The sequence below is a fragment of the Vibrio sp. TRT 17S01 genome (genome assembly GCF_050113695.1).
Classification (GTDB): domain Bacteria; phylum Pseudomonadota; class Gammaproteobacteria; order Enterobacterales; family Vibrionaceae; genus Vibrio.
In genome coordinates this window covers 83,860-96,740 of the sequence record NZ_JBNJOG010000012.1, presented here as the reverse complement: position 1 = coordinate 96,740, position 12,881 = coordinate 83,860, and the positions used below count along the sequence as shown (strand labels likewise).

General features: G+C 43.0%; 11 protein-coding genes. 3 read left to right on the top strand and 8 right to left on the bottom strand.

All coding sequences use genetic code 11. The features are described from left to right. Nucleotides 1-25: 25 nt before the first annotated feature. From ACQEXS_RS17185 to murQ, 6 genes are all read right to left on the bottom strand, one after another. Nucleotides 26-862 (bottom strand): sulfite exporter TauE/SafE family protein, encoded by an 837-nt coding sequence (locus ACQEXS_RS17185; RefSeq protein WP_427009421.1) that lies wholly within the window; start codon nt 860-862, stop codon nt 26-28. Nucleotides 863-879: 17 nt separating this feature from the next. Continuing rightward, a complete protein-coding gene (gene agaF / locus ACQEXS_RS17180; protein ID WP_427009422.1) occupies nt 880-1,314 on the bottom strand; it encodes a PTS galactosamine/N-acetylgalactosamine transporter subunit IIA in 435 nt (144 codons plus the stop codon). Between the two features lie 67 nt (nt 1,315-1,381). Next, nucleotides 1,382-2,218, bottom strand: a complete 837-nt coding sequence (locus ACQEXS_RS17175; protein WP_427009423.1) for a PTS system mannose/fructose/sorbose family transporter subunit IID — start codon at nt 2,216-2,218, stop codon at nt 1,382-1,384. Nucleotide 2,219: 1 nt separating this feature from the next. Then, complete coding sequence (gene agaW / locus ACQEXS_RS17170) at nt 2,220-2,993, bottom strand: PTS N-acetylgalactosamine transporter subunit IIC (RefSeq protein WP_426953077.1); 774 nt, start codon at nt 2,991-2,993, stop codon at nt 2,220-2,222. A 2-nt stretch (nt 2,994-2,995) separates the two neighbouring features. After that, nucleotides 2,996-3,478, bottom strand: coding sequence for a PTS N-acetylgalactosamine transporter subunit IIB (gene agaV, locus ACQEXS_RS17165; RefSeq protein ID WP_427009424.1), 483 nt, complete (start codon nt 3,476-3,478; stop codon nt 2,996-2,998). Nucleotides 3,479-3,502: 24 nt separating this feature from the next. Further along, nucleotides 3,503-4,429 carry an N-acetylmuramic acid 6-phosphate etherase gene (gene murQ, locus ACQEXS_RS17160; protein WP_427014653.1) on the bottom strand — a complete coding sequence of 309 codons (927 nt, stop codon included), beginning with the start codon at nt 4,427-4,429 and terminating at the stop codon, nt 3,503-3,505. Between the two features lie 303 nt (nt 4,430-4,732). Here murQ and ACQEXS_RS17155 point away from each other — a divergent pair, with 303 nt between their 5' ends. The 3 genes from ACQEXS_RS17155 (at nt 4,733) to ACQEXS_RS17145 (ending at nt 11,814) form a co-directional block, all read left to right on the top strand. Beyond that, nucleotides 4,733-7,918 (top strand): DUF7594 domain-containing protein, encoded by a 3,186-nt coding sequence (locus tag ACQEXS_RS17155; protein ID WP_427014652.1) that lies wholly within the window; start codon nt 4,733-4,735, stop codon nt 7,916-7,918. A 543-nt stretch (nt 7,919-8,461) separates the two neighbouring features. After that, nucleotides 8,462-11,023, top strand: a complete 2,562-nt coding sequence (locus tag ACQEXS_RS17150) for a polysaccharide lyase family 8 super-sandwich domain-containing protein (protein WP_427014651.1) — start codon at nt 8,462-8,464, stop codon at nt 11,021-11,023. An 86-nt stretch (nt 11,024-11,109) separates the two neighbouring features. Further along, entirely contained in the window at nt 11,110-11,814 is a 705-nt protein-coding gene (locus ACQEXS_RS17145; RefSeq protein WP_427014650.1) for an HAD family hydrolase, read from the top strand. A 35-nt stretch (nt 11,815-11,849) separates the two neighbouring features. Here the strand turns inward: ACQEXS_RS17145 and ACQEXS_RS17140 are convergent, their stop codons facing one another. Then, nucleotides 11,850-12,308 carry a cytochrome c3 family protein gene (locus ACQEXS_RS17140; protein ID WP_427014649.1) on the bottom strand — a complete coding sequence of 153 codons (459 nt, stop codon included), beginning with the start codon at nt 12,306-12,308 and terminating at the stop codon, nt 11,850-11,852. 4 nt (nt 12,309-12,312) lie between these two features. Continuing rightward, nucleotides 12,313-12,873 (bottom strand): cytochrome C, encoded by a 561-nt coding sequence (locus ACQEXS_RS17135; RefSeq protein ID WP_427014648.1) that lies wholly within the window; start codon nt 12,871-12,873, stop codon nt 12,313-12,315. Nucleotides 12,874-12,881: the final 8 nt, after the last annotated feature.

Sequence of the window (12,881 nt, the reverse complement as noted above, 5' to 3'; positions counted from 1 at the left end):
AGACGCCTGAAATATATGTTGAAGTTTAAAGAATGTTGCTTAACATCATAATCAATATGCTTACACATATCACGCTTAACGTCGTTAAATACAACTTGGCTTCAGAGAGTTGTTTAAGCAACACCGTTGAAAGAGGAACACCAAGCAAAGACCCAACAACCAAGGTAAACGCAGTAGGGATATCACTTTGGCCTCCTTTCGCATAAATGAAAGAAGTACTGGCCGATAAAGCCAATGCAATAACAATAGACGAGCCAACGGCTTTTTTTATCCCGATACCTAGATAAGAATTGAGTACCGGAAGAAGTAACACGCCGCCACCAATGCCAGTCGTTCCTATGATAAGCCCACAAAAAGCTCCCGAACTGGAAGCGCGACGATAAGACCAACTTGATGTAGCAGATAACGGCATTGTTTGCTGCTGAGGGTGTTGGCTTTTCATATATTTGCGCATGAGTGAAAAAAGGGCATAAAACATCATCAACACAATGAGAGCCTGTGTGGTGGTGGAAATCAGTCGGTTATAGTCTTCATGTTGATGCAAATACACGACCGTTGAAGCACTTAACATTCCAATAGGAATCGCCCCCAACAGAATGCCTTTAACACTGCGCCAGTCGACATTGGCGGCTTTGATATGGCAAAAGCTCGCATTCACTTTTACTAATGATGCAATCAGGCTTGCGGTTCCGACCGCAAGCACTGGTTCCATATTAAATACGAACTGAAGAAGTGGGATGATAAGAATTCCACCGCCCACACCGGTTAACCCCATTGCTAGCCCAAGCACTAATCCCATCGCAAGCTGAAGTAATATGCTATAGAAGGTAGCGTTGTTGAGTAAGAGTGAAATGAATTCCATGCGTCCAACCTCAGTCGTTAGATACCATCTTCTGATGAATTATCTTGGCGTGAGGCTTCTAGTGCGTCGGCTAATCGTGTCAGTCCGTTATGTCCACTGACTACTGCTGTTTTGGCAAATTCAACTAGATCTAAATCTTCTCGCTCTAACAACATCTCGACACACAGTTGTAAGTTCGTACCTGAAATCACTTCGACATCATCCCGTTGCAGGGCGATTTGTGAGGCCACTCGGAATGGGCTACCACCTAATAAATCGGTGAAGAAAACCACGCCGTCTGTGGTGTCTAGTTTGTCGACTTCTTTCAGCATCAGGGTTTCGAGTTCCGGAACAGAAATGCCTTCAACAAAATCAATGGTTGAGAAATTAGGTTGGGCACCAATAATTTGGTGAATTGCTTGGCCTAAACCTGAGCCAAAATGACCGTGACCAACGAGAATTACAGCTATCATATTTCGTCCTATGAATGAATTTGGTTAAGAATGCGGGCAAAGCCCGCATTAGAGGCCACAAGAGCCGTTATAAAATGCCGATGTAATGACCACCGATACCGAACAAAATCATCAGGAATATGATCTTCGTTGGAGAGAGGCCTTTCATAAGTAGGCGGTAAGTCAGGAGTACGAATAGCACTGGTAGAATGTTAGGGACAATTTTATCCAGTAAATCGGTTTGGATATTAAAGGTTGTATCCGCATAACCAATGGTGGCTGTTGTCTTCAGTTTTACAAACTGGGCAGACATGGCACCAATTACCATAATACCGACGATGGTTGCAGAGCGAGCCATCGCAACGGTGTGGTCTTTCAGCTTGTCCAGTGCTTTCAAGCCAGACTCGTATCCATACTTGAATAACGGAATCTGTATGCTTAGTCGGGTGACGTTCAGTAGCAACAGATAGAAAATGGGCGCTAATGCCACATTATCCAGTGCTAAAGAGGCCGCAATTGCTGCACTAATTGGTTTTAACGTAAGGTTAAACATCGCATCGCCAATACCTGCAATGGGTCCCATTGCGGCTACTTTAAATGCACGAATGGTTTCTACCTTTTGTTTGCTCTGCTCCATTGCAAGGACAAGGCCCAGAATAAACGTCACCAAATAAGTGTGTGAGTTAAAGAAGTCCATGTGAGCCCGCATTGACTCACCCAAACGTTCTTTTTGCTTGTGGATATGCTTTAAACCCGGCGAAATTGCCCAGAGAAAACCACACGCTTGCATCCGCTCGTAGTTAAAAGAAGCCTGAATAAAGAGCTGTCGCCACAATATTTTTCTAACCACACTCTTTGGCAGTGCATTTGAGCTTGTCTCATTTTGTTCGGCAACAGATGCTTGTTGAGTTAGTTGTTCTGACATCTTAAATACCTCCGCCTTGGTTTTGGTTTGACGTAACAGCTGGCTTGTTTTCTTCGATTCGTTGGCGCGTCATGTAGTCAATAACAGCGATACATGTAGCGAAAATAGCGATAGCAAGTACTGGAAGATTCAAATATGTCATGGCTGCAAACCCGGCAACAAAGTAGGGAATGAATGCCTTTTTAAACATGATCTTAAGTAGCATCGCGAAGCCAAGTGCAGGCATTAAACCACCCGCTATTTTAAGGCCAGTGATGATGCCTTCAGGAACGTAGGTAATAATGGTGTTAGCAACTTCTTCACCAAAGTAAACAGGCAGTACCGCGGTGATAAAATAGAGACACCCTAAAGAGAGCATGCCTAAATGGTTGATACGGGCTATCCCTTTATCATCACCTTGTTGTGCTAAGTCGTCAGCTTTGTGCATTAAGCCAGAGAACACGGTAAATTGAAGTACGATCAGTTGTTGCATCAAGATAGCGAACGGCAGTGCAATACCCACTACGACTTCTGGTGCAAAACCGCCTTGGATTGCGAATGCTGTACCTACCACAGCACCGATGGTGACATTCGGTGGCTGCGCGCCAGCAATCGGCACTAAGCCAAGCCATGCAAGCTCAAGTGCAGCACCTACTGCTAGGCCCGTTTGGTAATCACCTAAGATCAAACCAACAACAGGGCCGGTTACGATAGGGCGTCCAAAATAAAACTGCCCGCTATAAAAGTCGACGCCTGCAAAGGCCGCCCACAATCCGATTAATAGTATTTCAAACATATCTATCCCTTATATGCGTCGTAGAGTTCAAAGATATCCAGCTTGTCTTCATCAGGCATACGCTGGATGGCAAAACGTACTCCGAGTTCTTTAAGGCGCTTGAACGCTTGCATGTCGTTGTCATCAACCGATACGGTGACATGAATTTGTTTTTTGCCTTCGGAGAAGTGCATGTTGCCAATGTTGATGTCATTGAGTGGCACACCACCTTCAACCAAGCGAACCACGTCTTGAGGTGTTCTTACGACAAGAATGATGTGCTGCTCTGGCGAGGCGTTGTGGATGACATCGATGGTTTTTTGAATGGAGAAAAATCGTACGCCCATGTTTCCTGCTGACATAGTCATCAGGTTTTGTTGTACTGAGTCTTGTGCAACATCATCATTGGCGATGACGATCAAATTGGCACCGGAGTGATGGCTCCATGCCACCGCAACTTGACCATGGAGCAAACGATTGTCGACTCGAGTTAGATTGATACCCATAGTGTTCTCTCTTTCTAATGTTTTTTAGTTACTGGTGTAGCGCTGTTTAGCGGTAATAAGTTGTTCTTCTAGTGTTTGGAATTCGTTCTCAATGCACTTAAGTGCTTGCTCATAGGAGACTTTTCCTAGGCACATAAGTGCTGCAACTCGTGGGCTGTATTGAGCTTTTTCGAGAAATTCTTTGGCTTTCTCCACTGGGATTTGGCAGATGGAGGCGACCATATTCTCTGCGCGATAAATCAGCTTTTCGTTGTTAGCAACAAGATCGATCATCTGGTTGTTATAGACTTTGCCTAAACGGGTCATAACGGTGGTACTGATCATGCCCAGCAGCATTTTTTGTGCAGTACCACTTTTCATTCTCGAAGAGCCGCTTAACACTTCAGGGCCAACGTCAGGTGCAATTGCAATGTTGGCTTCTTGTTCCATTGGGGATGTGCCACGTGTACAAATGGCAATGGTTAAGCAACCCATTTCATTGGCGTATTTCAGCGCTGAAAGTGCAAACGGGGTTCGTCCACTGGCAGAAATACCGATGACTACATCGACAGGCTTGAGGTTTCGGTATTCTAATGCGCTGATCGATAAGGTATCGCTGTCTTCCACATCTTCGACAGCGGCTAGCATGGCATCTAACCCGCCAGCGATGATCGACTGAACCAGTTCTGGATCGGTACCGAAGGTAGGGGGACATTCAGCACTATCCAGAACGGCCAGACGACCACTCGTTCCGGCGCCGACATAAAATATCCGACCACCGTTGAGTAGTTGCATGCAAATCGCATCCACGGCTTTTTCTACAGCAGGAAGTTGTTTTTCAATGGCTCTAGCGACCGTTTTATCGTGTGTATTGATGGTTTGTAGGATTTCAAACGTACTCATTTTTGAAAGCCCTAATGTTTTTGAATTCATTTCATTTTCAATCAATGCATCAATCTTGGTGTCTCGCATAAATTCAAATCCTTATTTATAAACTTATCTGTAGTTTCATTACCGTAGCTTCTTTTTGGTGTGTAATGAAAGTACATTTGTGATTTTATAAATAGAAGTGTGAGTTGTGTCATAAGAGTACAATTATTAAATGCATTTATGTATTAATGTTACATACTGATGCTGTTGATTATGGGAAAGGGGGTTTTTGTAGTCAGCATTTAGATTCTCGCAGGTAACAGGTAGGGGGCTATTTAGGGTTCGTGTTCGAGAATAGTGTTCAACCATTTAATCCTTACTTGATAGAAGGAATTGGTGACAAACATGAAAAAAATGACAGTACTTAAGTTAAGCGCTCTTACGATGAGTATGGGGCTTTTAGCGACGCCGATAGCAAGCGCGACGCCTTTAAATACAACGTCTGCCGTTACTGCCTCGGTTCAGAGTGACGCAGATATTCGCGATGGTGTAGCGCAGCAAATGGCAGCGTATATCGATGCCACAAAGCCTAGTGTGACTGACGTAGGCAATTGGATTGTTCCGATATCGGAAGGCGGAGAGTTTAATCCGGAGGCTGGTCAATGGTCGGATATTGACTATGTATCCTCAACCGCAGCGGCTTTTCCTGTGACCGAACATCTAGATCGTTTGCTGGCTTTAGCGCGTTGTTACACCAATACTCAATGTAACGAAAGTACATCTCCGGCACTGCTTACAACCATTTCAGCAGGAATGAAACACTTTGCAGAGGCTCAATATAGCCATAGCAACTGGTGGTTTAATTACATTGGCATTCCCCACAAGGTAGGTGAATTGGTGGTGTATGTCAGAGCGAATCAAATTCCGGTCAATGCGGCAGATTACCAAGCCTTAGTTGACGCGAAATACCTGAATGCCCGAAGTCACTGGAGCTATGGTCGAGGAGCCAATGCGATTGATATTGCAATAGCGAACATGTATAGCGGCGTGGTAAGAGATAATTCAGAAAGGTTGAGTTATTACAGTAATGAAGCGCTGAATGAAATTGGTCGTAATGATATTGGGATTAATGCAGATCAGAGTTTCTTTGCTCACGGTCCGATGCTTAATACCAACTCTTATGGGTGGGTTTTGGTCATGCGTACACTGCAGGTTGAAGCGTTTACACGCGGTTATTATTCGATGAATACCAATAGCCAAAACTCGTTAGAAGGTTTTATGGATCAAGGCATGTATCTCACATTCCGTGGTCGTTATCATGACTATCTAACGGGTGGACGAGGTGGTGTTTCAAGAGAAAACAACCTTGGTCGCGGGTTCTCTACGGACGCATTACAACGACTCAATCCTGATAGAGCTGAACATTTTGAACTGGTTAATAAAGTGACCAGTGGGCAGGTATCTGCAGATCAAATGCCGTACCGGGGTGTGAAAGGGTATTGGAATGGCGACTATTTGCTTAAAAATGAACAGGCTTATCAATATTCTGCACTCACACATTCTGATCGGACCATGGCGATTGAGCAGGGCAATGGTGAAAACTTGCTAGGCGCTTTGATGTCTATGGGATCGCACTCCATCCGTTTGTCAGGAGATGAGTACTACAACATCTTTCCTTTGTGGGACTGGTTGAAAATCCCCGGCGTGACTGGAAGAGAAGGCCAGTCGATGAACGTAGGTTGGAACAGCAAAGGTATTGCATTTTCTGGTGTTATGTCAGCTGCAAACAACGCCATCATGGTACATAGCCAAAATAAATTTGGGGTCACAGTTAAGAAGGCGAACTTCGTTTTCTCCGACGCTATTGTTGCGATGGCCTCAGAGGTCACTTCCAGTAAAGCAGGTTTGGTTACCACATCCCTTGAGCAAAATTGGTTTCGCGATAATGTGACCATTGGGCTTAGTAATGGGAGTACAGACTCTTTAACTTTGGGTGAAAATAGCTATAGCGGCGAAGAGCTGGCCTACCTGCTGCATAATGGCACGGCTTATATGCCGTTGGACAACAATACCTATAAGGTCAGTGTTGAAGAGCGCACTGGCAAGTGGACGCGAGTAAACAACTCAGAAAGTGACCGTGACATTACGGGCACAGTGTTTACTAGCTGGATTGATCATGGTGCTTATCCTGCAAACGCAACCTTTAGTTACGCTATCTATCCGGGAGTCACTTCTAATTCAGTATCAAACTTAAACCCTCGTGACCGGTTTGTGACCTATCAAGAAGGGAACACATTGGCGGTATATGATAAGCGTGATGACGTTTTGCAACTTGTACTGCGAGAAGCGGGTCAATGGAGTAATACGGAGCTGACGTTGGTGTCTGATCAAGCTGGCATGTTTGTGGTCACGGGTGTCAGTTCGCAGCAACCAACACTGTATTTTGCTGATCCGGATCAGGCGTATACCGCTGCAACGGTAAGCTTATACAATTCGCACGGTGGGGCATCATCCCAATTGAGTGCGCCGAATTACCAGCAAACCAATGTTTCATCGGACTCCTTGGCTATGGGTGACATTCAACTCACTCCCGATCTCGTGTTGCAAGCCGCATCAGATACCTTTGTCCGTTACGGAGGCTACTCTGATGACAACTACGGTACCTCTGAAAAAATCGCGGTTAAAGCAGATTCTAATTCCGCATATCGACGTCATGCTTACCTTCAATTTCCAATCGATCAGGTAAGTACCTCTGCATTAAATACCGCTAAGCTTGAGTTATCTGTTTTCAATGTCGGCGCAGCTCAGCCCGTTGTTGCTTATTTGGTGAATGATAACTCGTGGGATGAGTCTGCAATAACTGCGAATACTGCACCTGCAACCGGCGTGCAAGTGGCAACGGCAACGAACAACAATGGTGTATTCCAATGGGATATCACGGATGCTGTACGTACCGCTGCCCAACAGGGCTTAAACGCGATTAGCCTGAAACTTGAAATCGCCAATAATGGTGCAAATAACTGGGTGACGTTTAACAGTAAAGAAAGTGCAGCTGCGGGCCCTGTGATTAACATCGATTATAATCCGATAGAAGAGCAGGCTAATGCCGTTGAAGATGCATTTGTTCAAGGTGGCACTTCTGCTGATGGGAATTTTGGTCAGGATTCACGCCTGATCGTAAAACTGGACCCAAACTCGCCAAACTATACACGTGAAAGTGTGCTTAAGTTCCCTATTGGGCATTTAAGAGCCGATGCGTTAAATCGTGCTGAAGTCGTACTTGAGGTGAAATCAATTGGCCAAGCCATGACGTTCAATATTGCAGAAATTGACTCCAATTGGAGTGAAAGTAATGTGACCTTTAATTCACTCTCGAGAGGAAATAGCACGCCGATTACGGTTGCAGTCAATACTACGGATCAGACGGTAGCGATTGACGTGACTGGATTAGTGAAATCAGCATTAGAGCAGGGTAAACAACAGATCTCATTGCGATTGTACAGTGGTGATTCTGGAGGGCAAAAATACGCCACTTTTTATAGTAAAGACAGTGACTTTACGGCGCCTTCGTTAAGCACCTCAAGTTATTAATACACTTATCTGCCACTTTTGCTCTTTCGTAGTAAAAAGTGTCATCTGCTAATAAAGTCTCTACTTAGGTAGAGACTTTTTATCTCCTCTTTTTATAGCACTCCAATATAAAAGTAGCTTAACGTGATTAATCGCGGCTTTATTTATTATTTCCTATTCATATTTATGCACTGAACGTGATTATTGTCATGTTATTACATTAATTATATTAAAAATGTATTATTGCTACCATTGTAATGTATGGTATTCCTAATGTTTGTTTTTTAATTTAATAATTTCAATGTTAATAATTAAATATTATCTCTATATAAATAATGCTTATTACTTTAGTCATAATTCTGTTAATTATTGACTTGTTACATTTAATTTTAAGATAGTTTCTGTTTATGTGAATAAGGAGTTTATGATGAGGTTTTAATAAATATATCTTTAACTAAGTCTGTTCAGTTTCTTAGTTAATATTACATGTAGTCAAATCTAATTTGTTTGGTCTTGTTGGTAGGGGAAAGGCCTGTTTTCGAAAGATAATAAAAAGGTAAGGTTATGAAGAAATACACCTTTATCAAAAGTACAATATTAGCAGCAATGGTTTCTATGAGTTTCACATCTTATGCTAGTGAACAAATAGAGTTATTAAAAAGCCGTATAGTCCCCGATTTAGCACAGCAAGAAGCCGATAGATTTCCGCAGTCAGGCACTAGCTTTCAAGATACTGTGTCTCAACTTATTTCAAGCATGAATCCAGACGGTACTTGGAGTGACATCGATTATGAGTATCAAATAAATGCTGATGAGTTGATGAAACATGGTGAGCGAATGTTAACGCTTGCTGCCGGTGCGCATTATGACGTACACCCTGAAGCACAGAATGCCCTTTTGATCAGCTTGCAATTTTGGGCACATGAGAACCGCGAAAATAGCAGTTGGTGGTGGAATGATATTGGGATTCCACGACTATTAGGTCCAATTTTGCTCATTTTGGGTGATAAGGTCCCAGAACAAGTTAAGAGTAATATTGTTCGTTATATGCCTGATTTTCCGAGTAAAACGGGTGCGAACAAATCTGATATTTCAACCAGTGTGATTTACAAAGGTTTGCTAAATGACAACGAACAATTAGTTGACCGAGGCATCAATGGATTGCTCGATGTTATTGAGATCACAAACGGTGAAGGTATCCAAAAAGACTATTCTTTTCATCAACATGGCAAGCAGCTATATAGCGGTGGATATGGTGAAACATTTATTAAATCCCTAACGTTTTGGGCTTATCATGTTCGAGATTTGCAATGGGCTTTCCCGGCAGAGAAACGAGAGATTGTGGTCAATTACTTCCTTGATGGCGTGCGTTGGCTAAATTGGAATGGTGTCTTAGATTATAACGTCGAAGGTCGAGGAATTAGCCGAAAAGTCCCGCTAGATAACCCGATACTAAGAGCGCAAACGCAATATGTACAAGGGTTGACGGAGCAAAGAAAAGCAGAAGCGGAAGCGTTCCAACAACATGTCAATGGCGGTGTGTCCGGACTGAATGGTTTTAAATCATTTTGGCGCTCAGACTATGTCACTAAACTCGCGGACGATCATTTTATTGGCATTAAAATGAATTCAAACCGAACAGAACCGAATGAATATGGAAATGGTGAAAACAAGTTAGGTTTTTGGCTCGGTTTTGGCAGCATGTTTTTGATGCAAGATGGTGATGAATATCATGAAATCTTTCCAGTTTGGGATTGGAAATTTGTTCCCGGCGTAACTGCTCCGGTGTTGGTTAAACGTCCGGCACTTTGGGGCAAGGTGGTTCAAAGTACCACGTTCACTGGCGGGGTGACGGATGGCAACGTTGGTGTTGGCGTTTTTGATATGAACTACTACAGCACGCAAGCCAAAAAAGCGTGGTTTAGCTTTAATGATGAGGTAGTGGCGTTAGGGGCTGGAATCACTTCTCAACGTGGTGAGCACATTAACACAACGGTAAACCAAACCTCATTGGATGGGCCGGTTACGGTAGATGGCCGTGTTTATCAAAATGGTGCGCGCCAGCTAGTGAATGCCAAGTGGGTACATCACGATAATGTCGGATACGTTTTTCCAGAGAACTGGTATGGTCAAATGAGCAACAATACCCATTCTGGCAACTGGAACCGCATCAACAGCAAGTATTCAAATGAGCTTGTGCAAAAAGAGGTATTTACTTTGCGAATCGGGCACGGGATTAAACCTACCGATGGACAATATCAATACATCATACTGCCGAATTCAGATGTCGATCGAACTGCGCAATATGCACAAAATTCACCAGTACAGGTGGTTTCAAATACGTCAGAGCTTCAGTCAGTTACGCATTCAAGTCTTGGTGTCACTGGCGCAGTCTTCTATCAGCCTGGTTTAGTTCAGTTGGCTGATGGTACAAGTCTGTCTGTCGATCATCAGAGTGTGGTTATGTTTGATGAAACCAATGGAACGTTGTCGGTTTCTACCCCTGGAGTGGCGGGTGCTGAAGTGAATATTTCGTTGTCTTCTCCTAAGTTGGGTCATCGTAATATCGCTGTTATTACCCCGAGTTTGGTGGAAGATTTAGGCAAGAGTGTTGTTGTGAGTCTCAATGTAGCGGAAGTCTACGCGCAAGAAGATGCATTTGTTCGTGGTGGAAGATACGCCAATACGAACTACAGCGATATGAATTACCTTGTGGTCAAAAATGACAATGATAGCTATGACAGAAAAGCGGTGCTTAAGTTTGACCTAAGCGATGTGGATACAACGGATTTATCATCCTCTATTCTGAAAATGAAAGTCCGGGCATCGAATACAGACTCGAGTCGTCAAATTACCGTATCTCGATTAAGTCATAATGATTGGACGCAAGAGTCTATTACATGGAACTCATTGCCGACTCCAGAGCTCGTCGGCCCAACAGTGAATGTGTCATCAGCGCATGTTGGTGAATGGGTCGAATTTGATGTTTCTTCTCTATTAACCGACACCAGTCATGGAGTTGTGAGCTTACTGCTTGAAAACAGAGGTGAGCAATCGGGTCGGTCAGACGTGAGTTTCTTTAGCACCGAATCTGACGCCAAACCAACATTAATTTTAAATCACTAAATTTGATCGAATGGAAACCTGCTATCTGATGATAGCAGGTTTTAAATGCGCGTTGTTTCCGTAATGTATTTAATAAGGATTAGCTAATGTTTTTTATGCCGTATGAAAAGGATTGTGCATTATTATTTGATATGAATGGGTTAATATTTGAAACCGAGTTAGCCTATCAACGGAGTTGGTATTATGCTGCATTTGAGCAGGGTATTTTTATCAACGAATATCAATATACTGAACTTATCGGCATTAGTGAGGAAGAAAGCTACAAAATTATAGAGAACTTATATAGAAGTAAAATAGACATGGTCCGATTTAAAGCGGTTCGTGAAGCGTATTATTTAAACTTAACTAGCACTGTTCCTGTTTTTAAACGAGGATTTAGAGATTTATTTGATCAGGCTATTGAAAATGGTATTCCATGTGTTCTTGTGACGTCTTCACCTTATCAATGTATAGAATTTAACTTCTCAAAAACGGATTTATTGGAGAAGTTCGAATTGATTATTAGTGGGGAGGATTTAAGGTTTCAGAAAGTCACTTCAGAGACGTATCACTTTATTAGTACCAAACTGAAGCTCCCGACAAGAAAGTGCATTGTTTTTGAGCGAAGCAATTATCGGATCAAAGCAAGCAGAATGGCTGGGTGTACAACGATAATGATTCCAGATCTCGAAGCCCCTTGTCACTACTCGAAAAAATATGCACATCGTATTTTTCTCTCATTGGCAGAGGTAAACCTGCAAGGTTTGCGTGATAGTTTGAAAATGAGTTCTTACGCCATGTCTTTCCAATAATAATATTATTAACTTGTTGTTTTATAATTAATTATTTAGAATAAAGCTCTTTCGCTTTGGGATAAAGTTTGGTTGTTAAATCGTTTAAAAATAAACTGAAAATAGGATGGCTGAGCTTTGATATGAACGTGGGATAACTCACTTGATATCGCTTCGTCCTCTTCATCGTGGCAATCAATGCAACCTTCTTTTGGGGCATAGGCTTCATGTGGTACGTGGCAGTCCACACAGACCATCTGTTCGTCATCTTGGTGTTTTATGTTGTGTGCTTTACCGTCAAGGTTCACCATCAAATCATGGCATTCAATGCAGCTTTGATACTCAAATTCCAAATCATCAGAGACTTCCTCCCCTTCATGGCACTGCCCAGCACAAGTCTCATCTTGCAAATGCCGGTTGGCAAGGTTGTCTTGCTCTGGATTTGGTAATTCGTCAGCCGCTGAATAAACAGCGCTGGTAAGCAGGAATACCATTAATATCAACGTTTTCATCATGATCTTATTCCTCGCTTTTCAATCGTTTGTAATGCTTTATCTGTTTCATGCCTTCATGACAGATCGCGCATAACCCAATTCTAAAACGGGGTTGTATGCCAATAATCGGGTCGCGGGAGCGATGAAGTTGATGACAATTAGAGCAGGTTAACTTGGCGGCGTGTACATCATGGGTCCAGTCTGACTGTCGTAGCAGAAGAGGTGAGTGACATGAGATACAACGCTGGTTTTGCTCCCAAGCACTAAAGAGTAGGTTGTCTCGTTGGGGAATGATGGTGTGGTCATCTTTTGGGTGTTTTTCTTTATCGCCATGGCAGGCCGTACAGTTGTTCTCGTATTCACTACTTGCGTGTTTCCCTACGGAATGAATCGCATTAATTTGCTTCAATAAACGTTCTTTATGATGGCATCGAATACAGCGTTTGTTCTCTTTTTGAATATGCTCAAGAGTGTTGCTGGGGGACAATTGAGCGCTAAACGTCTCTTCGGCATGAGCATAGAACATGCAGCCACTGAAAGTTGTAAATAGGACAATACAAACGGCACGAACAGACCATGTGTGCATATCGCCTC